The organism is Mesorhizobium sp. M6A.T.Cr.TU.016.01.1.1 (genome assembly GCF_003952585.1).
GTDB lineage: Bacteria > Pseudomonadota > Alphaproteobacteria > Rhizobiales > Rhizobiaceae > Mesorhizobium > Mesorhizobium mediterraneum.
Genome location: NZ_CP034452.1, coordinates 506,890 through 531,328 on the forward strand (window position 1 = coordinate 506,890; position 24,439 = coordinate 531,328).

21 protein-coding genes and 1 tRNA gene are annotated in these 24,439 nt (G+C 58.6%); 8 read left to right on the forward strand and 14 right to left on the reverse strand.

From position 1 onward, the window contains the following. Positions 1 to 323: 323 nt before the first annotated feature. The 8 genes from EJ075_RS02300 to EJ075_RS02335 form a co-directional block, all read right to left on the reverse strand. Complete coding sequence (locus EJ075_RS02300) at positions 324 to 932, reverse strand: DapH/DapD/GlmU-related protein (RefSeq protein ID WP_126103194.1); 609 nt, start codon at positions 930 to 932, stop codon at positions 324 to 326. Beyond that, positions 929 to 2,095 (reverse strand): glycosyltransferase family 4 protein, encoded by a 1,167-nt coding sequence (locus EJ075_RS02305; RefSeq protein WP_126103195.1) that lies wholly within the window; start codon positions 2,093 to 2,095, stop codon positions 929 to 931. Before EJ075_RS02305 ends, EJ075_RS02300 begins: the two co-directional genes overlap by 4 nt. Positions 2,096 to 2,192: 97 nt before the next feature. Further along, on the reverse strand, positions 2,193 to 3,194 hold the full coding sequence (locus EJ075_RS02310) for a hypothetical protein (RefSeq protein ID WP_126103196.1): 1,002 nt from the start codon (positions 3,192 to 3,194) through the stop codon (positions 2,193 to 2,195). A 59-nt stretch (positions 3,195 to 3,253) separates the two neighbouring features. Further along, positions 3,254 to 4,045, reverse strand: a complete 792-nt coding sequence (locus EJ075_RS02315; RefSeq protein WP_126103197.1) for a glycosyltransferase family 2 protein — start codon at positions 4,043 to 4,045, stop codon at positions 3,254 to 3,256. Between the two features lie 21 nt (positions 4,046 to 4,066). After that, positions 4,067 to 5,161: a GDP-mannose 4,6-dehydratase gene (gmd, locus tag EJ075_RS02320; protein ID WP_126103198.1), complete on the reverse strand. Its 1,095-nt coding sequence runs from the start codon at positions 5,159 to 5,161 to the stop codon at positions 4,067 to 4,069. A 97-nt stretch (positions 5,162 to 5,258) separates the two neighbouring features. Continuing rightward, positions 5,259 to 6,254 carry a sugar transferase gene (locus EJ075_RS02325; RefSeq protein ID WP_245458091.1) on the reverse strand — a complete coding sequence of 332 codons (996 nt, stop codon included), beginning with the start codon at positions 6,252 to 6,254 and terminating at the stop codon, positions 5,259 to 5,261. A 503-nt stretch (positions 6,255 to 6,757) separates the two neighbouring features. Further along, positions 6,758 to 7,321, reverse strand: a complete 564-nt coding sequence (locus tag EJ075_RS02330; protein ID WP_158302603.1) for a transcription termination/antitermination NusG family protein — start codon at positions 7,319 to 7,321, stop codon at positions 6,758 to 6,760. 437 nt (positions 7,322 to 7,758) lie between these two features. Beyond that, complete coding sequence (locus EJ075_RS02335; protein WP_126103199.1) at positions 7,759 to 8,349, reverse strand: biotin transporter BioY; 591 nt, start codon at positions 8,347 to 8,349, stop codon at positions 7,759 to 7,761. A gap of 115 nt (positions 8,350 to 8,464) precedes the next feature. Here EJ075_RS02335 and EJ075_RS02340 point away from each other — a divergent pair, with 115 nt between their 5' ends. Then, a complete protein-coding gene (locus EJ075_RS02340; RefSeq protein WP_095486143.1) occupies positions 8,465 to 9,373 on the forward strand; it encodes an MBL fold metallo-hydrolase in 909 nt (302 codons plus the stop codon). Between the two features lie 3 nt (positions 9,374 to 9,376). On the opposite strand, the gene EJ075_RS02345 is transcribed toward EJ075_RS02340, so the two are convergent. Both EJ075_RS02345 and EJ075_RS02350 read right to left on the reverse strand, forming a co-directional pair. Further along, positions 9,377 to 10,159 (reverse strand): DUF1499 domain-containing protein, encoded by a 783-nt coding sequence (locus tag EJ075_RS02345; protein ID WP_164547025.1) that lies wholly within the window; start codon positions 10,157 to 10,159, stop codon positions 9,377 to 9,379. 76 nt (positions 10,160 to 10,235) lie between these two features. Next, positions 10,236 to 11,864, reverse strand: coding sequence for a fatty-acid--CoA ligase (locus EJ075_RS02350; RefSeq protein WP_126103200.1), 1,629 nt, complete (start codon positions 11,862 to 11,864; stop codon positions 10,236 to 10,238). A 178-nt stretch (positions 11,865 to 12,042) separates the two neighbouring features. On the opposite strand from EJ075_RS02350, the gene EJ075_RS02355 reads away from it, so the two are divergent. The 3 genes from EJ075_RS02355 to EJ075_RS02365 all read left to right on the forward strand — a co-directional run bounded on the left by EJ075_RS02355 (position 12,043) and on the right by EJ075_RS02365 (position 15,139). Continuing rightward, on the forward strand, positions 12,043 to 12,399 hold the full coding sequence (locus EJ075_RS02355; RefSeq protein WP_095486222.1) for a hypothetical protein: 357 nt from the start codon (positions 12,043 to 12,045) through the stop codon (positions 12,397 to 12,399). A gap of 147 nt (positions 12,400 to 12,546) precedes the next feature. Then, a complete protein-coding gene (locus EJ075_RS02360; RefSeq protein ID WP_126103201.1) occupies positions 12,547 to 12,936 on the forward strand; it encodes a DUF427 domain-containing protein in 390 nt (129 codons plus the stop codon). A 286-nt stretch (positions 12,937 to 13,222) separates the two neighbouring features. Continuing rightward, positions 13,223 to 15,139, forward strand: coding sequence for a calcium-binding protein (locus EJ075_RS02365; RefSeq protein ID WP_164547026.1), 1,917 nt, complete (start codon positions 13,223 to 13,225; stop codon positions 15,137 to 15,139). Positions 15,140 to 15,418: 279 nt separating this feature from the next. Here the strand turns inward: EJ075_RS02365 and ppdK are convergent, their stop codons facing one another. Next, positions 15,419 to 18,106, reverse strand: coding sequence for a pyruvate, phosphate dikinase (ppdK, locus tag EJ075_RS02370; RefSeq protein ID WP_126103202.1), 2,688 nt, complete (start codon positions 18,104 to 18,106; stop codon positions 15,419 to 15,421). A 210-nt stretch (positions 18,107 to 18,316) separates the two neighbouring features. Here ppdK and EJ075_RS02375 point away from each other — a divergent pair, with 210 nt between their 5' ends. From EJ075_RS02375 to EJ075_RS02390, 4 genes are all read left to right on the forward strand, one after another. Further along, entirely contained in the window at positions 18,317 to 18,661 is a 345-nt protein-coding gene (locus EJ075_RS02375; RefSeq protein WP_126103203.1) for a VOC family protein, read from the forward strand. Positions 18,662 to 18,806: 145 nt separating this feature from the next. Further along, a tRNA-Gln gene (locus EJ075_RS02380) sits at positions 18,807 to 18,881 on the forward strand. Positions 18,882 to 19,113: 232 nt separating this feature from the next. Next, entirely contained in the window at positions 19,114 to 20,265 is a 1,152-nt protein-coding gene (locus tag EJ075_RS02385; RefSeq protein WP_126103204.1) for a nucleotidyltransferase family protein, read from the forward strand. Positions 20,266 to 20,382: 117 nt separating this feature from the next. Continuing rightward, entirely contained in the window at positions 20,383 to 22,062 is a 1,680-nt protein-coding gene (locus EJ075_RS02390) for an ABC transporter ATP-binding protein (RefSeq protein ID WP_126103205.1), read from the forward strand. 94 nt (positions 22,063 to 22,156) lie between these two features. Here EJ075_RS02390 and EJ075_RS02395 read toward each other — a convergent pair whose 3' ends face one another. The 3 genes from EJ075_RS02395 to EJ075_RS02405 are packed head-to-tail and all read right to left on the reverse strand — an operon-like array spanning position 22,157 to position 24,428. Further along, positions 22,157 to 22,435 (reverse strand): PqqD family protein, encoded by a 279-nt coding sequence (locus EJ075_RS02395; RefSeq protein WP_126103206.1) that lies wholly within the window; start codon positions 22,433 to 22,435, stop codon positions 22,157 to 22,159. Beyond that, complete coding sequence (locus EJ075_RS02400; RefSeq protein WP_126103207.1) at positions 22,432 to 23,301, reverse strand: hypothetical protein; 870 nt, start codon at positions 23,299 to 23,301, stop codon at positions 22,432 to 22,434. The genes EJ075_RS02395 and EJ075_RS02400 overlap by 4 nt, the downstream gene beginning before the upstream one ends. Then, entirely contained in the window at positions 23,298 to 24,428 is a 1,131-nt protein-coding gene (locus EJ075_RS02405) for a methyltransferase domain-containing protein (RefSeq protein ID WP_126103208.1), read from the reverse strand. The genes EJ075_RS02400 and EJ075_RS02405 overlap by 4 nt, the downstream gene beginning before the upstream one ends. Between the last annotated feature and the right edge of the window lie 11 nt (positions 24,429 to 24,439).

Consider the following 24,439-nt stretch of genomic DNA (forward strand, 5'->3'; position numbering starts at 1 on the left):
TGGCACCTGTCGCCATCTTCGGCGCTCGCTCTTTCCAGCGTCGTGAAATGCCATGATCATGCGAGACGTTATCCAACGCCCAGAATGGCTCCAACGGCACCCACCTTGAACCTCCTCCCCCCACACAACACCGGCTAACTTGGAAACGACGGCACAGCACGCCTCGACGCGCGAGCAGAACCAGTTACCAAACACGGCGCTGACCGGCGGCATCGCAACTTCGGGCCTCAGACGTCGCGCGGCGAAGACTATGACCAGAAGGCCCAGAACCCGGGCAATGACGTTGTTGGCCGTCATCCAGCCGCCATTGAGGAAATAAGTCGTCATTCAATCGATGCGACGTGCGTGGGCGCCAGGAACCGTATGACCTTGCAAGGCACGCCGGCGGCCAGGCAATCCGGCGGGATGTCGGAAGTGACGACGCTTCCCGCCGCGATGACGGTGCGCGCGCCAATCATTACCCCCTTCAGGACGGTAACGCCCGCGCCCAGCCAAACATCATCTTCGATAACTATCGGCGCGGTTTTGCACGGCATGCCCTCGCGCCGCCGCATAAAGTCTACTGGATGGAAATCTGTGTCATATATATTGCAATTTGCTCCTATAAGTACATTATTTCCAATCGTAATCGACTCTGAGCAGAATATCGCTGCTCCCGATATCCCAGTATTATTACCGATCGTCAGTGTTGCTCCCTGCCCAGCCACCAACTGTGTTGGGTGGTTGATACCGGCCCGATTAAAACGAGAGCTGTTTACGATTGTGACGTTCTCACCAATACGAATTCGACCCCGCGCGCTTAATCCCAATGGGCCAAGTACCACAAAGCCTTTTGGCAAAGGGACCCTGCGGATGCGCAGTTGCAGGCGAACTCTCACAGACCAGTAGAAACGGCATATTATGTTATACAGATGTCCAATTCGTGCGATCATCTGTTCTCTAACAGTTTGTCATAGACTGACATTGTCTTTTCGACACCCGTCTTGCTGCAAAAGTTTGCCTTAGCAAACTCGAGCGAGGCACGCCCCATTTCCGTTCGCTTATCCCTATTGCACAAGTCATTAACAGCAGACACAAAGGTATTTGGCTCTTCCCAACTGAACACAGCGCCTGTGTGACCGTCCCTCACTAATTCAACCAAATGTGGAACGTTGGCGACCAAGCCCGGCTTTCCTAACGCGGCACCTTCGAACACACTTCTCGCACTGTGAGGCTCTGTGAAGGGAGCGACCATTACATCCGAAGCCAACATCAAGGGAACCGGATCTTCTACGAAATCCACTGCGACACATCGGGGGCTCCGTCCTGCAGCTTCGTACGCAGCCAAAGCGTAGCCGGTCTTGCTTTTTGGGAATCCGGCAACAACAAATCGAGCAGACGGATGCAACTTTTGCGCGTTCTCGTCGATCAACTTCACTAACTCCAGGGGGCCATTTGACGGAGCAACACGAGCCAAGAATAAGAAAACGATATCGTCAGCATTCCAAGCCTGCATGCGCCTATATTTTTCACCGGATTCAGGATCGGAGTGAAATGCTTCGTCGTCGACGAAATTGTACACAACTATCCCATCTGCATCTTTGCTTCCGAGCGTCCGCAAACCAGCTTCGTCAATGCTAATAAAGGCATTCACGTGCCTCCTATTAAGGCTGGCCAGCGCTCGGCCCCACCTATTGGAGAGCAGAGGCTCGCGTACATGAGCGATCACCGGCAATTTTGGCGCCGCCATGTGCGCCCCGGCGGCGGCGGCCACTAGACAGGTTGAATTCAGATGCACCAGATCGGGACGAACATCATTAACTAGACGCTTTGCACACCTTACAGTGAGTGGATAGGAAGCGATCGCATAGGCGCGATCTTTTAATGCGTCATTGCGGGCTACTGAGGACCCATTGAACGGCCGTATATCTCTCTCTTCGATGACCTCGGCACCAGCTTCACGAAATAAGGCCTTTACCGCACCATTACCCTCCCGCTTAGGCATAGCTACGATTGGCTGGAATCGCTCGCGATCAAGCCCCCGGATGAGCAAGGAAAGGCTCCGTGGCGCGCCACCCAAGCCCGTCGCATGATGAAAATACAGAACTTTCTTCACTATCGGATACACTCGGAACCGACCACACTTTCGAACCACGCCTTGCAGGCACCCGAAACTGACTGCCAGCGGTACTTGAGGAATATGTGCCTGCGGGTCAAAGGGCCGCTCGGATCTTCTGAATAAAATCAGACCGCCAGCTACCGACGATTTCGCCCAGCCGAACCGCTTTGTCGGACCGACTGTCCGCGACCTTCTCGGATCGATTGGCTGCGGCCGTTGCTATATTGGCGGCAGCGTCACGGGTGTCGCCGTAAATTAGACAGACCGGCGCAACTGCACCTTCTTGTGCGTATTTTTCAAGGTGCGAGCCTTTGCGGATGATCGGACGTGCCCCCAATTGTACGCTTCGTCCGAATATGCCGGAGGCCTGGTCGTAGTCGGGCTCGTAGCAGCACCAGGCGAAATCGCAGGTCTTGTAAAGGCTCAGAAGTTCGTCGTCGGACACGAAACGGTCGACCACCATTCCGCCAGTAGAAATCAGCCGAGCACAATCCCGGCCAGAGGCCGGATCGACGCGGCCGGCAGCCACCACAAAGACATCTTTCGCGAGATCTGGATGGTCGGAGAGGATGTTGACTAAGAATTCGAAGCCCTTCGACTTTCTCACGCTGCCCAGGAAGCACAAAATCGCGCGTCCAGCGGCCGCGGCCAACACGTCGCGTGACAGTTGAGACGTTTCGATGGACATCGCGCGGTCATGCATGTCCCACATCTGAGGGTCGTGTACCCATCCGTACGCGACCTGGGCAAATCGACGATCAAATGTGAACGGCAAAATCGTAAAGAGCGACAGGCGAGGCAAATATCGCAAGCACCGGAAAGCCCATCTCTTGAGGCGATAGACGAGCCTCCCGCTCTCGAAACATTGGGACGGCCTGAGAAAAAGCCCAACCGTGCGCCGTCCGATCAGCGATCTTGTCAACGCAACTGCTATAAAACCAGCGTAGTCATCGTCTATGGTGGCGAACAGGAGGTGGCGGGCCCGAACGAGGTCAAGCCACAATCGAGGTCCAATGCGTCCCATTACCGGCTCAAGGTCAAACAGGCTGGCAAAGAGACCCTGGTAGAATTGGCGGTGACCATCGGGCGCAAACACGTGAACGCGATCTCGCCTCACCCCTGCGCCGGCCTTCGCGGCATGAGTTGCCGAAACCACTATTCAGCTTGCTCCGTGCCGGCTTGCTTGGCAGTGCTGGCACCCTTGACGCCGAAGAACTGCCCAATCTTCCGCATCGGCTTCGCAACAAGCGCGTAGTCGACAGGGCCTGATCCAAGCCAACGGCGGCGGGAGCGCAGCGCTTCCAGATTGTGCCCGATATGGGCACGGAAACTCCTTGTGCTTGCCCCCCCAACCATCATGTCGACAAGGACCTGATCCATTGTCGCGAGCCTAAATCCATGAAGCTCGACGGCCCGCAGCATCCAGTCGTAGTCGGAGGAGACTTTGAGCGCCAGATCGAACGACCCGACCTTCTCGGCAACGCCACGCCGAACATAGAAGGTCGGGTGAGCAGGCATCCAGCCCGAACGAAACCCATCTCGAGGTCTTGGTTCTGCCCGCCAGCGGCGAACCACCCGCTTGCTGTCGTGGTTTTCGACGAAGTCGAGATGGCCGTGGACGATATCGGCGTCAGCGAGCGCCACGCTGATCTTGCCAAGCACGGACCGGTCGTGAAACGCGTCGTCCGCATTGAGGGCCCCGATCGCCTCGCCGCTGCAAAGCGCAAGCCCCTTGTTCAGAGCGTCATACATGCCTCGGTCCGGCTCGCTGACGATCTGCAGTTGTTTGTCCCCATAGGAACGAACGATCGAGAGCGTTTCGTCGGTCGAGGCTCCATCGACGACGACCAGTTCCTTGTCCTCATGATCTTGGGCAAAAAAACTGTCAAGCGTATGCCTGATCGTTGCTGCGGAATTCCGGCAGACCGTCAGAACCGAGATTTTCATGTCGACCAGGCCCAAAGTCGCTTACTGCGCCGCAACGCGAATGCGATCCTCGTCCAGGCGCCGGTGCTCCGATTCCCGCTTTACCGTTTCAAGGTCGGACTGAACCATTTCCTGAACCATCGTGTCGAGCGAGGTTGTTGCCTTCCACCCGAGAACGCGCTCCGCTTTCGAGGCGTCGCCGATCAGAAGCTCTACTTCAGTCGGCCTGAAATAGCGCGGATCCACCTCGATCAGGACAGCGCCTGATTTTGCATCGACGCCTTTTTCATCAATCCCGGAACCAACCCACTCGATCTCGGTCCCGACCTCATTGAATGCTAGCTCTACAAAGCGGCGGACCGAATTCTTTACGCCGGTTGCAAGGACGTAGTCGTCTGGCACGTCATGCTGAAGAATTCTCCACATGCCTTCGACGTAATCACGGGCATGGCCCCAATCCCGTTCAGCCGACAGATTGCCGAGATACAGCTTGTCCTGAAGGCCGAGGCTGATTGCAGCAGCCGCGCGCGTGATCTTGCGGGTGACGAACGTCTCGCCGCGCATCGGGCTTTCGTGATTGAAGAGGATGCCGTTGGAAGCATGGATATCGTAAGCTTCACGGTAGTTCACGGTGATCCAGTAGGCATAAATCTTTGCCGCCGCATATGGTGACCGGGGATAGAAAGGCGTCGTCTCCCGTTGCGGAATCTCCTGCACCTTGCCGTAGAGCTCGGAAGTCGATGCCTGATAGAAACGCGTCTTTTTTGTCAGGCCAAGCAGCCGGATCGCTTCGAGGAGACGCAATGTACCGATCGCGTCGGCATTCGCCGTATATTCCGCGGTCTCGAAGCTAACCTGGACATGCGATTGTGCGGCGAGATTGTAGATCTCGTCTGGCTGCACTTCCTGGACGATGCGGATGAGGTTGGTGGCGTCAGTCATATCACCATAGTGAAGCGATAGCCTGACGTTCTTTTCATGCGGGTCCTGGTAGAGATTATCGATGCGACCGGTGTTGAACGACGAGGAACGCCGCTTGATGCCGTGGACGTCATAGCCTTTTGCCAGAAGGAGTTCCGCCAGATAGGCGCCATCCTGGCCAGTGATGCCAGTAATCAATGCGGTTTTTCGGCTCATTTCGTTCCCTTCGGCGGCTCTAGAAACACAACCATAGCGTTCTCCAATTAACGGTGCGGCGTTCGACCAATCGAATCAGACTAATTCAACCTGGCTATTAACGGGATCCAAACCCGCTTAGCATCGTTTTTAGGGTTCTTAGCACAATAACGATATCGAGCCATGGCGAGAAATTCTTGATGTAATAGAAATCATAGTGCAGCTTCTCGATCTCGTCGTCGTCGTCAGACACATACCCCTGATTCACCTGGGCCCACCCGGAAATTCCTGGACGAACGATATTTCGATAGCGATAGAACGGCAGCGCCATCGAATAATGAGAAGACAACACCGTCGCTTCGGGGCGGGGCCCAATCCAGCTCATCTCCGAACGAACGATATTTATCAACTGGGGCAGTTCGTCAATTCGGCTCCTGCGAAGGAAGCGGCCGAGCCGGGTAATCCTGGCATCGCCCGGCTTGGTGACGGCGAGACTGCGAACGTTCGCCGCCTCAGGCGCGCTAACCGTCATCGTCCGAAACTTATAGACCGTAAATGATTTTCCGCCGTAGCCTAGGCGCTCCTGGCGAAATATGGCGGGTCCAGGAGATTCCAGCCTGATCATCAGCGCAATCAACAACAAGAACGGCGCCAGCATAATCAGGGCCAACAGGGCGCAAGCCCAGTCGATCACCTGCTTGATCTTGATATAGGCCTGGTTGGGATTAAGCGAACCCAACGTGTTTTCGGACAAATGCTCGATTTCGACGCGACCCGTCAGCGATTCACTGATCTGCTTGACGTGATAGACAGGAACGCCTGCGAGAGCCTGATCGGCGATGTAGCGCTCCCAATCGTCGGATAGCTCGGCACGAAGGTCGGCAACGACTCCGCTCACGCGGTCAATGACCGTCTCGGGGGAGCGGAGCCAATGCCAATTCACGCCGCCAATCTCTTCAAGACGACTGACAGCCCCGCCTGGAACCACGGCGAGACTGTACGGATCCAGGCGCCGGCTCAGGATACTCAAACCGAAATACCAGAAGATTGACAGCGTCAAACTGCCGGCTGCCTGGAAAGCGCTATAGTCAATTCGGAACAGGAAAATCGCCAAATATACAAGTCCGTAGGAAAGCGCAAAAGTCGGCATAATATAACCAGCGGCCGCGACGCCAGGCAGATTTATTATTCGGCGAAAGAAAAAAAATCCCGAAGTATGCGCGACTATTCCGGCGAAAATCGTAATCTGAACGTTTGAGTAATATAATATATTTTGACCTACCAGCATCCTAACCAGCGCAGGAGTCAGAATCGCAAAAGCCAATCCACCGAGAAGTTGAAATCTAATCCGGTGTAGCAGGTGCCGTTGGTTTTGCGGCTTTATGATGGGCGCATTCAATTCAGAGTGCTCTCTAATGGGTTCCCGAGAAACGGCCAGAAAACGTTAGGCATTCCACGCGAAATGCAGAAATTGTCAGGCTCCGTGCCCACGCGCGCAAGGCAACCTTTCGTTCCATCGGAATGCTTAGGCTCCAACAATGGCTACCGCACTCCCGGGTGAAACCCGAGAGCCGACTTTCCAACAGTCTACACCGCATGACCGAGCGACAATTGCGGTTATGCGATCGCGACGAGTTCCCTTGAATCCATGTCAATAGGGATCTCGCCATTCATGATGGCAACCAGAACCCGGGCTCTTCCAGCTGGATCGAGCCGGTCAAGGCGGCCGATCATCTCCGCGAAAGGACCTGAAAGAATCCGAACCGATGCGCCCGCAACGAGGCCTCCGCTGAAATCAAGCAGGCCGTCCCTGCCAGTCAGAGCTATGAACCGCTCCACCAACCCCGACGGGACTGGCAATGGCCGTTCGCCCTGCATGATGAGTGAGCGCACGCCGAACGTTCCATTGACCGAGCGCCACCGCTGCAGCGCGACATCGAGGGAGATGAACATATACCCTGGAAAATAGGCCGCCGGTCGCGTCTCGATGCGCCGGGCATGACGTGTGGTCTTCTCGCAGCGAGGCGTAAACGGGTGAAACCCCTGCACCCGGAGATGCCGTTCGGCGACGTCTTCTTTTCCCGGAAATACGCTGGCGGCATACCAGCGTGCGGCGGTGCCGGTTGCGGGCCGTTGCAACGATACAGTCGCCTTAACAGTTATTTTTTCCGGGCTAATCACACGTCTCGCTCTCGGCGGTTTTCGGCATGGCTGACGGCAAGGGTTACGACAGCGTGAAGATACCAGCAAGCAACCATCTCGCGAGAATCAAGCTTGGTCGAAAAAGTCCTGTTAATTGTCCACTAACTTTGGCTGCACCTAAAAGTCATCGAGCCGCTTTCTTTTTTAGCTATCCAGCAGGGGTATCGAGCAATTGCGTCGATATGTAGCTGCTTGGTTACGCTGACTCGCGGCGAACCGCTGGCACTTCTGGTCCTTAATCGGTCGATTTGAACATAGTGTGACGGTTATCGTTAGCAAAGCGTTACCGACCACTTGGCGGCGGCCTGCTTTGACGAGAACTCGCGGCCAGGCCGTCGCTGAAACAGGACCACGCAATCACAGGCCTGTGGTTGCGTGGACTCGATCAGTGCCGCGCCCGATCTATCGACCAGAGTTCAGGAGCGTTTGAGCAGCGACCAGACGGCTGGCACAAGGCTCGCTGCCAGGCCGACCTTGATCAGGTCGCCGACGATGAAGGGCACGACGCCGAACTGCCATGACTTTTCCGGGCCGATGAGCAGTGCCAGCCAGGCAAAGCCCATCGCCATCATGACGATTTCGGCAATCAGAATCGCGTTGAAGAGCTTGATCGGATGGCGATCCCAACCGCGATCGGCGGCCCAGCCGACGATTGCCGCCATGACCACGAAGCCGGCAAGATAGCCGCCGGTCGAGCCGAGCATGTAAGCGATGCCGATGCCCTTTTCCGGCGTGCCCTGGAAGACCGGCAAGCCCATGGCGCCCTCCGCCATGTAGAGAAGCAGCGTGGCGACGCCGAGGCGCATGCCGAATGCTGCGGCGATCAGAAAGACGGCTAAGGTCTGCATCGAGATGTCGACCGGTCCGAGCAGAACTCTGGTCTTGGCCGACAAGGTCAGCACCAGCGTTCCAATGATCGCCAGCAGAAGCTGCATCGCAAGGCGGGCCGCGCCCTTTTCAGGCAAAGCGAGAGAAACAAGCGGGCGCATCGTCGTTACAATTGCCATGGTCTTCCCCATTTCGGACTGCCGCAGAGCGCGGCCTTGCGTTTTCCTATATTGGCTTCCGTGTTATGCGGCAATCAGTTTTGCCCTCCCCCCAATAAAGGTCACGACATTCACCATGGCGCTGGAATTCGACACACGCTTCGACCCGTCCTACGGCCACAGCGTGACCGTAGCGCCCGACGTGCTTCGGATTACCGCCAAAAACCCCAGCCGGTTCACCTTTTACGGCACCAACAGCTACATCGTCGGGCGCAAGACGCTGGCGGTGATCGATCCGGGACCGGATGACGACGCGCACCTCAAGACACTGATCGAGGTGATCGGAGACAGGCCGGTCAGCCACATTTTTGTCAGCCACACGCATCGCGACCATTCTCCGCTGGCAGCGCGGCTGAAGCAGCATACCGGCGCAATTGTCCTGGCCGAAGGCCCGCATCGCCCGGCGAGGCCGCTGCGCATAGGCGAGGTCAATCCGCTCGACGCCAGCGCCGACATCGCCTTTGCTCCCGACATCACACTGCCCGACGATGAAGTCGTCAACGGCGACGGCTGGGCGATCAGAACAGTGCTGACGCCAGGTCATGCCGCCAATCACGCGGCTTTTGCGCTGGAAGGAACCGGTGTCCTGTTCTCGGCCGATCACGTAATGGCCTGGGCGACCACCATCGTTGCGCCGCCGGATGGCGCGATGGCCGACTATATGGCCTCGCTGGATCGGCTGATCGAGCGCGACGATCGCCTGCTGCTGCCCGGTCATGGCGGGCCGGTGACCGCGCCGCGCAGTTTCATGCACGAGTTGAAGACGCATCGCAGGATGCGCGAACAAGCGATCCTCGAACGGATCAGAAGCGGCGACCGGACGATCAAGGACATGGTCATGGCTATCTATAGCAATACAGATCCGCGCCTTCATGGCGCTGCCGGACTGTCCGTGCTTGCCCATCTGGAGGACCTGGTGGCGCGCGGCCTGGTGAGCACCGACGGCGACCCGGCGATCGACGGCATTTTCGCGCCCGTTGCGTAGGCGCTACTCGGTCGGGGCCGTGCCGACCTGGCCGGCGACCTCCTGATCCAGTTCGGCCAGGAAATCCACGACGCGAACTGCATTGTCGCCAAGGTCGTAGCGGCCGTAACGCGACGCCGAACGCATGTCGACAATGATCGCATCGCCATCGTCGGTCACACGGACAGCGACGTCGGCGGGAAGGCTGAGGATGAAGCTCTTGGCCAGGGCGTTGATCGTCACCTCGCTTTGCCCGATCGCGCGGGGAAACGGCGCCGTAAGCTGCCAATCCCGCCGATCGAGCACGGTTTCGACTGCTTCCAGGACGCGATCGAACGGCAGATTGTAGCTGCGTCCGGTGACAAGCGGATAGGTCTCGGTCTGCAGGCGCTGCTCGCCCGGGGTCGGTGGCGAAAGCGCGTTCATATCCCCGGTCCGGGTGCTGGTGTCGAGCATCGGCGGATCGTCGAAATCCGTCGAGATGTCCCTGAGCGGCGGGTAAGTCGCTGCCCAGTAGGCAGCAATGCCAAAAGGAGCAAGCACCAGCAGTGCCAGCAACGTGCCGACGGTGAGATCGCGACCGCCACGGTCGCCGAAATTCCACAGTCTCGAAAAGGCAAATCCGGCGAACAGCAAGGCAAAAGCAGCAAGCAACGCGACAATGCCAAGCACCCAGAGGAAAGCCGGCGTTTCAACCAGGCCATATCGATGGCCGATAAGAACGGTCAGTAGCAGGACCGCCGAAAAAGCGCCTGTGCGCCGCGACCAGCCGGCCACCTTCGACGTCTGTCGCTCGGGAGTTTCCATTATCCGCACTGCCCCAACCCGAACGGGCGTTTAGAGCCCTTTAGCGGCGGCTTGAAGGCGAAAGACGTCATCTCCGTCAATCCGTCGGCAGGCGATAGTCCCTGAATTGCTGGCGCAGGGTGGTCTTCTGGATCTTGCCGGTGGCGGTGTGGGGAATTTCGCCGACGAAGGCGACGTCGTCCGGCATCCACCACTTCGCCACCTTGCCGTTCATGAAAGCGAGAATATCCGTCTTGGTCGGCTCCCGGCCCGGCTTGCGGACGACGACAAGCAAGGGCCGTTCGCCCCATTTCGAATGTTGGATGCCGATCGCGGCTGCCTCCGCCACATCCGGATGGCCGACCGCGAGATTCTCGAGCTCGATCGTCGAAATCCATTCACCGCCCGATTTGATGACGTCCTTGGCGCGATCGGTGATCTGCATATAGCCGCCCGGGTCGATATGGGCGACGTCACCGGTATCGAACCAGCCTTCTTGATCGAACTGTTCGGATCCGACGCCGCCATAATAGGCGCGCGCGACTGCCGGTCCGCGGACCTTCAAGCGCCCGAATGTCTTGCCGTCCCATGGCTGCTCCTTATTGTCGTCGTCCGTCACCTTCATTTCGACACCGAACGGCGGATAGCCCTGCTTGCTCTGGACGTCGAGCCGGGCTTCGCCCTCGAGCCCGGCACAGCCCGGCTTCATGGTGCACAGGGTGCCGAGCGGCGACATCTCGGTCATGCCCCATGCATGGATGACCTCAACATCGTAATTGTCCTGGAACTTCGCCGTGATCGCGCGCGGGCAGGACGAGCCGCCGATGACGACCCTCTTCAGATAAGGAAGGTTCTTGCCGGTCTCCTCAAGATGCTGGAGCAGCATCAGCCACACTGTCGGCACGGCGGCGCTGAACGTCACCTTTTCGGTGTCGAGCAACTCATAGATCGAGGCGCCGTCCATCTTGCAGCCAGGCATGACCAGCTTGGCGCCGATCATCGGGCCACTCTGGCCAAGGCCCCAGGCGTTGGCGTGGAACATCGGCACGACCGGCAGTATGGTATCGCGCGACGAGAGGCCCATGGCGTCGGGCATCGCGGCGATCATCGCGTGCAGCACGTTCGAGCGATGGCTGTAAAGGACGCCTTTCGGATCGCCTGTCGTGCCCGAGGTGTAGCACATGCCAGCGGCGGTGTTTTCATCGAACGTCTTCCAGGCGAAGGCGCCATCGGCTTCGTCAAGCCACTCCTCATAGGCAACGACGTTCGGCAGCGCCGTTTGCGGCATATGCGCCTTTTCGGTCAGCACGATCACCTTTCTCAGCGATTTGACCGCGCCGGCGATCTTCTCAAGCAGCGGCACGAATGTCAGATCGACGAAGATCGCCTTGTCTTCGGCATTGTTCATGATCCAGACGATCTGCTCGGGAAACAGGCGCGGATTGAGCGTGTGATAGATCGCGCCGACACCCATGATGCCGTACCAGGCTTCGACGTGGCGCGCCGTATTCCAGGCCAATGTGGCGATGCGGTCGCCAAGCCCAAAACCGTCTCGCTCGAGCCGCTGCGCGGCTTTCAAGGCGCGGCGCCGTATTTCGGCGTAAGTGGTCCGGACGATAGGGCCTTCGATCGAACGCGACACGATCTCGCGTTCGCCGTGCTGCCTGGCTGCATTGTCGATGAGCTTGTGGCAAAGCAGCGGCCATTCCTGCATCAGTCCGAGCATTTTTTCCTCCCATTGGTTTTTCGTTCCATTGTGGGGCGAACCAGCTGATTGTCCAGCCATGACCGGGCAGAAGCGATGCATTGATCGAAAAGACAGGAAAACCGCCACAATCCGGCCATCCTCGGCGTTAACTTTGATTAATGGGCAAGGGTGCGATTGGCGAATGAAAGAGGTTCGCATGGACGCGCAGCTCGACGACAAGACTCTCGAAAATACGCTCGCCGAAAGCCTGGCTGATTTGGTGCCGGACACTAAGACCGTTTCCGAAGACGAATTTGTCGAAGTTGTCGGCGGCGCCCTTGAGGCGGTCGGTGGCACACTGCTGTTCAAGATGTGCGTTCAGAACGAAGGCGAAGGCCAGCACGTTGCCGCGGCATGCGTCGGCGATGGCGGCAACCGCCAGTTCCTTCTGCTCACCTTGCCGACCGGCGGGGGTGCGCTGAAGGTCGAGACCGCATCGAGAAGCAGCAATCCGGTCGCCGGTATCGCCGCCGCTTATGCCGAGCTGATGGATGCGTTTCAGGCTGCCGCCTGATCGTTTCCAGACCGGTTTAACGGGAGACCAGGCCGAAACCTGAGCCACACGGCTGGCTGTGCGTTATTCCTAGAGGGCGACCTTGCGCAATTCGCTCGCTCGCCACACCTATTTCGGGGCGCATGCCAGACAAGGAGAACCCCGCCAATGGACCAGATCGCAAACCCCGCACCAGGCTTTCAAAGCAATCCCGGCAAGGTCATCACCGTCGAGCCCTATCGCGGCACCGTCACGGTGCGCAGCGGCGAAACGGTCGTCGCCTCGTCCACGAAAGCAAAGGTACTGACCGAGTCCCCCTATCCTTCAGTCTTTTACATTCCGTTTGCGGACATCGATTTCGACCAGCTTCGCAAGACGGAGTTCTCGACTCATTGCCCTTACAAGGGCGATGCGAGTTATTGGAGCGTGCTGCCTGCCGCCGAAGCGGGCAAGGACGCGATGTGGGCGTATGAGCGGCCTTTCGACGAGATGGTCGAAATCCGCGATCACGGCGCGTTCTATCCCAACAAGGCGACGATCGAAGCCAAACCAGCCTGAGCAGGGACGGCTCGAGACCTGTCCCGCCGATCAGTCGGGGCCACCGCTGCCGAGGTCGAGCCGCACGAAGGTCAGCCTCCTGTCCTTCAGCGCCAGAAGATCGTATTGCCGCCATTAAGATTCGCGCAGGTTCGCACAAAGCCCGTGCAGTCAAATCACATGACAATTGGCGGTCCATCGAAGTTCAACGATTCTATCAATGGCGTGTCGCTAATTGATTAGGCGCTAATATGGGCCGTCGAGTAGGCAGGGATCGGGGGCTTCCGAATCAGACGAGGGATATCGCATGGCCACAATGCACTTCACCTGGGGCGCCTCAGCGGCCCAGGCCGCGGCCACTGGCTTCAACCTGGTCGATCTTCAATACGCGTCATCGGTCAACGCATTGCCGGATGGCTCGAAGGCCCTGATCTGGCTCGGCGAGAGCAACGGGGTAACCCAGTCCTTTATCGACAAGGTAACGCCTCTCATCGGCAATCCGAAGGTTCTTGGATTTTTCCTGACCGACGAGCCTGATCCCACCGGCAGATACCATACCCAGGTCAGCGCTGCCAACCTGAAGGCGGAATCCGACTGGATCCATTCCCATTTTCCGGGCGCCAAGACTTTTATCACCCTGATGGACATGGGGTCGTTCGCAGATTCGGACTATTCCAACACCTACAATCCTGCCAACACAGGCATCGACTATTATGGGATAAACCCTTATCCCGTGCGCACGACTGCGGTGGACTTCAACTACATTGATAGAGCCGTGGCTGCGGCGTTGGAAGCAGGCATCCCGCAGAGCGCGATCATTCCAGTCTATCAGGCGTTTGGCGGCGGCGGCTGGGCGACCAATACGGGCGGATCGTATGTCATGCCCACGACGTCCCAGATGCAGACCATGATGGACCACTGGGAAAGGCTGGTTCCCAATCCTGCCTTTGACATGGCCTATAAATGGGCCTCGCAGAACGGCGAAACCTCGCTTGGCAACACTCCGTCGATGCAATCCTTTTTCCTGCAGCACAACACCAGCACCACGACCCCGCCTCCAACCGACGATGTTCTGGACGGCACAAGCGGAGCCGATGTGCTTCAGGCAGTCGGTGCCCGCACAATGACTGGCTATGGCGGCAACGACACCTATCATGTCGATGATGCTGGCGACAGGGTGATCGAGGCGGCGGGCGGCGGTTCGGACAAGGTGCTCGCTGCAGTGAGCTATGCGCTTACAGCCGGCTCGCATATCGAACTCCTCGCCACCAACAACGCGGCCGGCACAGCGGCGATCAATCTGACCGGCAATGAGTTTGCCCAGACCATCCAAGGCAATGCCGGAGCCAACGTGATCAACGGCCTCGGCGGCGCCGACACGATGACCGGTTATGGCGGCAACGACACCTATTATGCCGACAATGCCGGCGACAGGGTGGTTGAGGCGACAGGCGGCGGTACCGACAAAGTGCTCGCCTCGGTGAGTCATGGGCTTACGGCCGGCTCGCAGATCGAGCTTCTCGCCACCACGAACCCGTCAGGCACGACGGCTATGAACCTCAACGGCAACGAGTTCGCCCAGACCATCCAAGGCAATGCCGGCACCAATGTCTTCAATGGCCACGGCGGGGCCGACACGATGACCGGCTATGGCGGCAATGACGGCTATTATGTCGACAATGCCGGCGACAAAGTGATTGAGGTGGCAGGCGGCGGTCGCGACAACATAGCCACTACGGTGAGCTATGCGCTTGCGGCCGGCTCGGCGGTCGAGCTTCTCGCCACCAGGTATCCGTCCGCCACGACGGCAATCAACCTCACTGGCAACGAGTTCGCCCAGACCATCCAGGGAAATGCCGGCGCCAATATCATCAATGGCGGCCGTGGTGCCGACATCTTGACCGGCAACGGTGGCAATGATGCTTTCGTTTTCAACTCCGCCCTTGGAAGCGGAAATATCGACAGGGTCACTGACTTCAACACGCTCCAGGACAAAATCCACATCGACAACGCCATCTTTGCCGGGCTGAGCTCGGGCGCGCTCACATCCGCCGCTTTCTTTACGGGCGCGGGCGCGCATGATAGCTCCGACCATATTATCTACAACAGTTCAACTGGAGCGCTCTCCTTCGACAGCGACGGGATCGGCGGCGCAGCTCAAACACAGTTCGCCACCCTTTCTCCAGGTCTCTCGATTACGGCAGGCGCATTCTTTGTGACCTGAAGGAGCTGACGGGAAGCGACATGGTGGGAGGACCCGCGGTCGCCAACAGGGACAGGTGGACAAACTGCACCGTTCAGTCTGTCTCTTCTGGCGAGCATGGACGTTCCCGCGTGGACTCTTGCCGCACCGGCGAGTGCAGCGAGCGAAATGCGCCTCAAGAGACCATGCCCGAGAGGGTGCGCGTCAGCGAAAATCCGAATCGGGTTTTCGCTACGCTGGGGTTCGGTTCGACGGGATCATGCGCAAAGACCAGGTGCCGAAGCGTCGTTTGCGTCCCAATTAAACGGCGCGCGGCGCTGACGTCTTCGAAACCTGCACCGCCGCCTGAGCGGCAGCCAGCCTGGCGATCGGCACGCGGTAGGGCGAGCATGACACATAGTCGAGGCCGACCTCCTCGCAGAAATGGATCGACGCCGGATCGCCGCCATGTTCGCCGCAAATGCCGAGCTTGATGTCCGGCCGTGTCGCCCTGCCCTTTTCGGCCGCCATCCGCACCAGTTCGCCGACGCCCTCGATGTCGAGCGACACGAACGGATCCTGCTCGATGATGCCCTTTTGACGATAAGTCTCCAGAAACGAGGCCGCATCGTCGCGTGAGATGCCGAAGGTGGTCTGGGTCAGATCGTTGGTGCCGAAAGAGAAGAATTCGGCCGCCTCGGCGATGACATGGGCGCGGATCGCCGCGCGCGGCAATTCGATCATCGTGCCGGTAAGATAGGTGATCTTGACGCCGGTTTCCTCCATCACGCTCTTGGCGACGGCATCGATCCGCGCCTTGACATAATCGAGCTCCTTCACCAGGCCGACCAGCGGCACCATGATTTCCGGAACCACCAGCGCGCCGGCCTTCCTGCCGGCCTCGACGGCGGCCTCGAAAATGGCGCGCGCCTGCATCTCGGCGATTTCGGGATAGGAAACCGCAAGCCGACAGCCACGATGGCCAAGCATCGGATTGAATTCGTGCAGAGCCTCGGTGCGCTGCCGGAGCTTGTCGGGCGACACGTTCATGGCGGCGGCGACTTCGGCCACCTCTTCCTCGGTCTTGGGCAGGAATTCGTGCAGCGGCGGATCGAGCAGCCGGATCGTCACCGGCAGGCCGGCCATGATCTCGAACAGTTCGAGGAAATCCGAGCGCTGCATGGGCAAGAGTTTTGCGAGCGCCGTTCGCCGGCCCTTTTCCGTTTCGGCCAGGATCATCTCGCGCATGGCGACGATACGGTCGCCGTCGAAGAACATGTGCTCGGTGCGGCAAAGCCCGATGCCTTCGGCGCCGAAGGAGCGCGCCATGCGCGCGTCGAGCGGCGTTTCGGCGTTGGTGCGCACCTTCATACGGCGCACGGAATCGGCCCATTCCATGATGGCGGCGAAATCGCCCGAGAGTTCCGGCTGCAGCATCGGCACGGCGCCTTTCAGCACCTGGCCGTTGCCGCCGTCGATGGTGATGATGTCACCTTTGCGCAACGTCGACCCCATCGCCGTCAGCGTGCCGGCCCTGTAGTCGACGCGCAGCGAGCCCGCGCCCGACACACAAGGCTTGCCCATGCCGCGCGCCACCACCGCGGCGTGGCTGGTCATGCCGCCACGCGTGGTCAGGATACCTTCCGCCGCATGCATGCCGTGGATGTCTTCGGGACTGGTCTCGATGCGCACGAGGATCGCCTTGCGGCCTTGCGTCTTGAGCTCCTCAGCGTCGTTGGAGGAAAAGACGATCTCGCCGGTGGCAGCACCCGGAGAAGCTGGCAGGCCGATGCCGATCACATCGCGCGCGGCCTCCGGATCGATGGTCGGATGCAGCAATTGATCGAGCGAGGCCGGATCGATGCGGGCGACGGCCTCTTCTTTCGAAATGAGCTTATCCTGCGCCATTTCGACGGCGATTCTGAGCGCGGCCTTGGCGGTACGCTTGCCGGACCTCGTCTGCAGCATCCATAATTTGCCGCGCTCGATGGTGAATTCGAGATCCTGCATGTCGCGGTAGTGGTTTTCCAGACGGTCGGAAATGGTGACGAATGACTGGAACGCATCCGGCATCAGCTTCTGCAGCGACGGCTTGTCGGAGCCTGCGGCAATGCGCGCCGCCTCGGTGATGTTTTGCGGCGTGCGAATGCCGGCAACGACATCCTCGCCCTGCGCATTCACCAGGAATTCGCCATAGAGCATCTTTTCGCCGGTTGACGGATTGCGGGTGAAAGCGACACCTGTGGCCGAAGTTTCACCCATATTGCCGAAGACCATGGCCTGGACGTTGACCGCCGTGCCCCAGCTTTCGGGAATGTCGTGCAGGCGCCGATAGGTGATGGCGCGGCTGTTCATCCAGCTCGAAAACACGGCGCCGATCGCACCCCAGAGCTGCTCGTTCGGATCCTGCGGAAACGGCTTGCCGAGTTCCTCCTCGACCTTGGCCTTATAGAGTGCAATCACGCCCTGCCATTCGATGGCGGTCAGTTCGGTGTCGAGCTCATGGCCGAGCCCACCTTTCTGGTCTTCGAGGATTTCCTCGAACACCTCATGGTCGAGGCCCATGACGACATCGGAATACATCTGGATGAAACGCCTATAGCTGTCATAGGCAAAGCGCGCATCGCCTGAATCGGCGGCCAGCGCCTCGACCGTCTCGTCGTTCAGACCGAGATTGAGCACGGTGTCCATCATGCCGGGCATGGAAGCGCGGGCACCGGAACGCACCGACACCAAAAGCAATTTCGAGGGATCGCCGAAACGGCGCCCGGTCAGCCGACCGATATGATCGAGGGCGACCGCGACATCCGCTTCCAGCGAGGCCGGATAGCAGCGCTCATTGGCGTAGTAGGCGTTGCAGACCGCCGTGGTGATGGTGAATCCCGGCGGCACGGGCAGGCCCAGGCTGCACATTTCGGCGAGATTGGCACCCTTGCCGCCCAGGAGGTTCCTGTCGCCGGCACGGCCTTCTGCGGCGCCGTCGCCAAAGGTGTAGACCCATTTGGTCATGCTTGCTCTCCGGTTGCAGGAGATTGAAAAGATTGACGAAGCCGAAGTTTCGCCGTGTCCCTACCCGAGCGATATGATGCTGCAGTGCGAAAGGCAAGGCGTCGGCAAAGCCAGCCGGCTTCTACAATCGATTAAGAAAAAGCCATGCCAAAAAGACTTGCGGCTTATCGGCCACCAAAGTAGAACATAAGAGGAACATGAGGTGGCGCCATGAGACTGACCGGAAAACTCGATTATCTGGAAATGCCGGCAACTGGTGGAACGCTGGACAGGCTGAAGGCTTTCTACAGCGCCGCCTTTTCCTGGTCATTCACCGACTATGGGCCGACCTATTCGGCCTTTTCGGAAGGTCTTGATGGAGGCTTCCAGGCTGATGCCGGCGAAGCGCCCGCCAAGCCGCTTCCGGTGCTTTATTCCGAGGACCTGGAAAAAATCCTGGGCGCCGTCGAAAATGCCGGCGGCACGATCGTCAAGCCGATCTTTTCGTTCCCTGGTGGCAGGCGGTTCCATTTCGTCGATCCGGCCGGCAACGAAATGGCCGTCTGGGGCGAGTAGACGCCATGGCCTGACAGCAGGGGATAATGTCCGAACTCCTATCTGCGGGAACCGATGGATCAGTTCCGCGCACCGCTATTCTCGGCATTGAGCTTTCCGTCGGCTCGTCCTATAAGGCCGCGCGCAACGGGCATGTTCCCGCTGCTGGGGCGTAGCCAAGTGGTAAGGCATCGGTTTTTGGTACCGACAATCCCAGGTTCGAATCCTGGCGCCCCAGCCATCGCTCACAGGTCCGTTCCGGACACATGTGCAGCAGCCACTTCGTAATGCCGGCACGCTACGTCGATGCCAACTTGACAGCCTCGTCGCCAATGCCCATCAGGACCATGTCACGACCAAAGCTTGCGATGAACGCAGCAGCGAACAGATGGCTAGGCCCGAACGAATGACAACAATCTGCCAGAGCGCCGGGCTCAAGGGCGCTGTTGGATCTCTGCAACGGAGCTCTAGTCATGCAGGGAATTGAAGAGCTGCTTTGTGCTACCTTACGTGGCGAAAATCCGACTTGGCCGGAATACGGCGACAATAGTTTCGCGGCCCGCTTCATCGAGCGAAGTGCTTATCACGGGGTACAGGCGTTACTTCATCACTATATTGCAGATCGCGAACGCGTTGACATGGGTTGGCCGGAAGTTATCCTGGCTACTTGTCGTCAGCAGGCCACTGCTCAAGCATTGTGGGAGATGCGCCACCAGTACATGCTGAAACAAGTACTGGAGCGGCTAGCAGCTATTGGGATCCATCCAATTCTGTTCAAAGGCACGGCCTTAGCCTACAGTGTCTATCCGACGTCTTTCCTGCGTACAAGAGGTGACACGGACCTCCTCGTACCGTCGGACACGCGTGATCGGGTAGCCAAAGCGTTAGAGGCCCTGGGGTTTCGTGAACGGGGAACAAGAGCGGATGTCATCCGCGGCCAGACGAGCTATAGCTGGACAGACCCCGCCTCCAATCAGGAACACACCCTCGATTTGCATTGGCGGATCACCAATTCCACACTCCTGTCAAATCTGTTCTCGTATGAAGAATTGCGCTCCGTGGCCCGGCCACTGCCGAACTTGAGCGCGAATGCCCTCGCAGCTGATCCAGTGCATGCGCTCGTGCTCGCCTGCATGCATCGAGCGGTCCACAAACACGCTTTGTATTATGTCGATGGCGTGGAATATTATGGCGGCGATCGACTGATCTGGCTTTACGATATTCAGCTTCTGTTTTCGATGCTATCGCCGTCGCAACGCAATGAGTTTGTGAAATTTGCCGAGCGTAAAGGACTGCGGGCGGCCTGCCTGGACGGCATCGAGGCGACCCGAGCCCGTTTTCGTACCACTATGCCCGAAGCCGTGTCTGACGCGCTTTCCCGTCCTGGACCGACAGAACCCGCGTCGAGCTATCTTAGCGGATCCAGGGTGAACCGAATATGGATGGACTTCCAGGCCGCGAGAGGCGTACGGAACAAGTCCGGTTTTCTGGCCGAACTCCTCTTCCCGCCCGCAATTCATATGCGGCAAAAATATCGCCAGGCAAACACATCCTGGCTACCTTGGCTCTACTTACGCCGGGCCACGGCCGGGTTTTTAAAGTACTTACACACCCCGAACAGGTGACTGCTATCTGCGGGTATGATCCCGCAAAATCGTAAGAAAATCTACCGCGATTGATGATGCAGCCTGACTATTGGTGTCTGCTCCAGCAGATCATATCGATCTATCTCTTGTGGAACTATGAACAGATTATCGAAAATTAGCGAGACAAACATTCTGCTGAATTTAGCGGCACCTTATCGCCTGGCATTGGCCGCTGGTCTGGTATTAATGCTATGCGAAAGCGCTGCTTTATTGGTTATGCCTTGGCTTGGTGGCAGGCTTGCTGAAACGTTTCTCCAAGAACGCGCAAGCAGCAGCACGATCGATATTCAGGTACTTTTTCTAGGAGCACTGGCGCTGTTCGCGGTTCAGGCTGTTTTAAAATTCAGCAATATATACCTGATTGGTGGGACGACTACACAAATACTGGCGGACTTTAAAATTCGAATTTACGACCACCTTCAGGCCTTACCGCTTGCTTTCTCCCATCGGCGGCGTCACGGCGATACGCTCGCGCTACTCACCCATGATGTGCACGTCGTGAGCGATTACATCAGCGGCACCGCACTTGCTGCCCTGCCGCTCTTTTTCACCGTCAGTGGGGCATTGGCTTTAATGTTCCGAATTGATGCTCTTCTCGCCATGTCCGCTGCAATCATGATTCCTTTGCTCTATCTACTGCTTAAAATTTTCGGACGGCGCATGCGGCCATTGGCGCTCCAACTTCAGGAGGAGCACGCCATTGCCATCGCCATTGCTGAGGAAAACCTCGGCATGCTTCCCGCCATCAAGACCTTCACGCGCGAACAGCAAGAATCGCAACGTTATCGGAGCCAAATCGAGCGCGTCGTCAGCCTGAGCGCCAAGGAGCGCGCTATCCACGCCGCATTGGGGCCGGGGGTTCAGCTTGTGACGGCGACCGCGGTCGTTCTTATGCTTTGGTTGGCCCAAGGGCAAATTGGCGATGGGGCTCTCACCGTGCCTCAATTGGTGAGTTTTCTCCTCTACGCCCAAGTCATGGCTCGACCCATGGCGGGGCTCGCAGACGTCTATGGACAGACCCAGCGCGCGCGCGGAGCGCTGAGCCGGCTCGCAACAGCCTTGGCCGAAGAGCCTGAGCCGAGCTGGCATGCGGGCAAGCAGATGGGAAAAATAAACGGCGACATCGAATTCCGTGGTGTCACATTCGCTTACCCGGGGCGTGAGCCTGCATTGAGGTGCCTCGATCTATCCGTCGCCGCGGGCGAGACAATAGCAATCATAGGTCCCAACGGCGCAGGAAAGAGCACTGTGGCGCATTTGCTTATGCGATTGCATGAGCCTTCCAAGGGAAGCATCTTCATCGATGGCGTGGATATTTCCACGGTCTCCTTGCATAGCCTGCGCAGCCAGATAGGGGTTGTGCCTCAGCACGTGTTACTGTTCAACGCCACCGTCCGCGACAACATCGCATACGGGCGGCCTGAGCCCACACAGGATGAGGTCGAGGCAGCAGCACGGTCGGCCCGCGCGCATGATTTCATCATGCAATTGCCGCAGGGCTACCGGACGCCGATCGGCGATCGGGGCGTGCGGCTGTCCGGAGGGCAACAGCAGCGGCTGGCGTTGGCTCGGGCGCTGTTGAAAGATCCGCCGATTCTAATACTCGATGAAGCTACCGCTATGTTCGACCCGGAGGGGGAGCGCGAGTTCTTGCAGGCATGCGTCGATGTGCTGCGACAGAGGACAGTGCTTTTGATAACCCACCGGCCGGCGAGCCTGGCACTGGCTGATCGGGTGTTCAAGCTGGATGACGGCATCACGACAAGCGCCGAGTAAGTCCAGCCTCACCGTCACCCAGGCCGGCTCAACTGAACTCGGTGCTTCGGATCAGGCTACGCGCACCTGCTGCTAGACATACAAATTTATACACTCATGCCTCTTCAATCTTGATCAGCCCCTGGCGTTCGAGCGTTTGCAACAAGCTGAATACGTCTTTCTCCAAGGGCGCAGGCTCGACCTCGTACTCGTCGAGCATGGTTCGGCAGATTTCGCCGACGGTTTTTCCTTCGGACAGTAGTATCCAGATACGTGCTCCGACCGTGTCCAGCCCAAAATACGTTCCGCTGGCGAGGTCCAGGATCACTGTCTCATTGCCCACCTGTCGCGCCATCACTTGCGCCGGAATCGCCACTCTGTCAGTCAAATTCATGCCTGTTCACCCACCTTAAACGCGTGTTTCACAATGGCCTGCCTGACCCGCGGCAGGTCTTCAAAGCGACGGGGATAATCCAGGCGGTAAAAAATTGGTTGCCCAGCCAGGCTGGATAATTCATCGAAATGGGCGGCAAGCAATTCGTGTGCCTCAATTTCAAGTAAGAAAGAATGCTTCATTAGTTCCATCAGAGCTTCGCGCCCGGTCATACCCTCGAACACCGCTTCCTGCTGAACACCCTCGCCAAGAAAATACACCTGGCGCAAGCGCCGGGGTTGCCCGCAGAAGGCGATCTCATCGCCCGCAAGAAAACGCGCCTTCGATGTGAACTGCACCGGGGGCGCTTTCCGCACACCATCCTTGCCGACCAAGGCTTCCTCACTGTCTCCCCATAAGCGGATCGAAGGATGGCTCGGCATAATCTGAAACCCACCGTCGCAAGGCTCTACCAGCAGCCCGTCATCCGTCAGGAAGCGGAACCCGTCGGTTGCAAAGCTTGCCGCCAGCGTGGACTTGCCTCGGCCTGACTCGCCGATAAATGCGATGCCCTCGCCGCTGATTTCGACCGCGCTGCCGTGCAAAACCAGCTTCCCCTGTTTGCTGAGCGCCAGGGGCAAAACCTGATTCAGATAAAGATGCTGAATGGTCGCGCCGGAGACTCCCTGCACCGGCCATGCTTGGATCTGTCCGCCATCTTGACTTAGCTGGAAATCCGCCAGTTCGGGAAAACGCAGCAGGTAGGCTCCCCCGATGCGGTAGAAATCCGTCCACAAAGTTCCGTCTGGGAAAACCCACTGGTGAAACAAGGTGGCGTCAAGTGGCATTTGAGGGCGGGCGTCCGCCACCTGAAAGTCCACCGTCATTCCGTGTCCTTGCCCAGCACCTGGGCGACAAATCGCGCTGTTTCTTCCACGGAAGGGAACAAGCCGGGGTGTTCGCGCAGCACGGCTTCTTCAACCTGCCTGACCGTCCTTTGACCGTCGCAAAGTCCTAGCACGATCATTCTTGCCTGCCCCTGGCAATTGGGTCGGGGCACATGCGCGGGATTCCGTGTGATGATCTCGGCCGGCGTCCGCAACTCGCCCTGCCAGGTCGAATGGCTGAATTTCCGCCCTCCGGACGCGATTTCAACTTCCCACGCGATAACCGAATCCGTCGGGCGCGCCATCACCCTCGCCCTCACCACATCGCCGGATTTTACCTCGACGGCTTCGCCGATGGGCAGGAAAGCCTGAGAGCGTTTGATTGGACGATCGGCAAGCGGCGAGTTCGTCAACCACACCCCTTCGGCCAACTCACAATCGAACCAGCCGCCGAGTCCGTGCACAACGCCATCGCGCTCTATGCGCAACTCCGCATCCCAGGAGAAAAAGTCCGGATTGTCTTCACGAAAATCGATGCCGCCCAGTTCAGCGGGGGCGCCAAGCAATTCTTCCCGCTGAAGATTGACCGCATACTTGGTGTTGACGGCGTATTGGCCCACCCAATGGAATTCGCTGGGTACGCCCTCTCGTCGCCACCCGTCGGCCAAGCCGTAACTGGTTTCCGATTCCACTGCGGCGAGTTGAAGCCTGAGCCTGGCGGGAATCAATGCCCCCCCTGGCTTCAGGAAACGCCGCCTGGCGTCCGCGAGGTATTCGATGATACCGGCATCAAAGCCGAAGTAGCCGACTTGATCGCAGATCACCACATCAACCCGTTCGGGCAGGTTGGCCCGCGCAGAGTAGTCCCCCATGAAAATCGCCTGGCCACCCCATCCCGCGCGAACGAAGGATTCCCGCGCGACCTCGATCATGGCGGTTGAGTCGATGGCGTAGACACGGGACGCGCCCGCCTGCAAGCACAACAGCCCCAGGATCCCGGTGCCACAACCGAGATCCGTGATGTAATCCCCATGTTTGACGACTTGGGCGACAGCGGACTTGAACTGTTCAAGCCTTACCGAATCGCCGACATACCCCAAGTGTTCCTGCAGCGCGGAACTCGACATTCCCCCGCAAG

Bases quoted from the DNA above. Each gene is read 5' to 3' on its own strand.
- EJ075_RS02300 (WP_126103194.1), bottom strand. From the start codon at position 932: ATGATCGCACGAATTGGACATCTGTATAACATAATATGCCGTTTCTAC.
- EJ075_RS02315 (WP_126103197.1), bottom strand. From the start codon at position 4,045: ATGAAAATCTCGGTTCTGACGGTCTGCCGGAATTCCGCAGCAACGATC.
- gmd (WP_126103198.1), bottom strand. From the start codon at position 5,161: ATGAGCCGAAAAACCGCATTGATTACTGGCATCACTGGCCAGGATGGC.
- EJ075_RS02335 (WP_126103199.1), bottom strand. From the start codon at position 8,349: ATGGCAATTGTAACGACGATGCGCCCGCTTGTTTCTCTCGCTTTGCCT.
- EJ075_RS02340 (WP_095486143.1), top strand. From the start codon at position 8,465: ATGGCGCTGGAATTCGACACACGCTTCGACCCGTCCTACGGCCACAGC.
- EJ075_RS02345 (WP_164547025.1), bottom strand. From the start codon at position 10,159: ATGGAAACTCCCGAGCGACAGACGTCGAAGGTGGCCGGCTGGTCGCGG.
- EJ075_RS02350 (WP_126103200.1), bottom strand. From the start codon at position 11,864: ATGCTCGGACTGATGCAGGAATGGCCGCTGCTTTGCCACAAGCTCATC.
- EJ075_RS02355 (WP_095486222.1), top strand. From the start codon at position 12,043: ATGGACGCGCAGCTCGACGACAAGACTCTCGAAAATACGCTCGCCGAA.
- EJ075_RS02360 (WP_126103201.1), top strand. From the start codon at position 12,547: ATGGACCAGATCGCAAACCCCGCACCAGGCTTTCAAAGCAATCCCGGC.
- EJ075_RS02365 (WP_164547026.1), top strand. From the start codon at position 13,223: ATGGCCACAATGCACTTCACCTGGGGCGCCTCAGCGGCCCAGGCCGCG.
- ppdK (WP_126103202.1), bottom strand. From the start codon at position 18,106: ATGACCAAATGGGTCTACACCTTTGGCGACGGCGCCGCAGAAGGCCGT.
- EJ075_RS02375 (WP_126103203.1), top strand. From the start codon at position 18,317: ATGAGACTGACCGGAAAACTCGATTATCTGGAAATGCCGGCAACTGGT.
- EJ075_RS02385 (WP_126103204.1), top strand. From the start codon at position 19,114: ATGCAGGGAATTGAAGAGCTGCTTTGTGCTACCTTACGTGGCGAAAAT.
- EJ075_RS02390 (WP_126103205.1), top strand. From the start codon at position 20,383: ATGAACAGATTATCGAAAATTAGCGAGACAAACATTCTGCTGAATTTA.
- EJ075_RS02395 (WP_126103206.1), bottom strand. From the start codon at position 22,435: ATGAATTTGACTGACAGAGTGGCGATTCCGGCGCAAGTGATGGCGCGA.
- EJ075_RS02400 (WP_126103207.1), bottom strand. From the start codon at position 23,301: ATGACGGTGGACTTTCAGGTGGCGGACGCCCGCCCTCAAATGCCACTT.
- EJ075_RS02405 (WP_126103208.1), bottom strand. From the start codon at position 24,428: ATGTCGAGTTCCGCGCTGCAGGAACACTTGGGGTATGTCGGCGATTCG.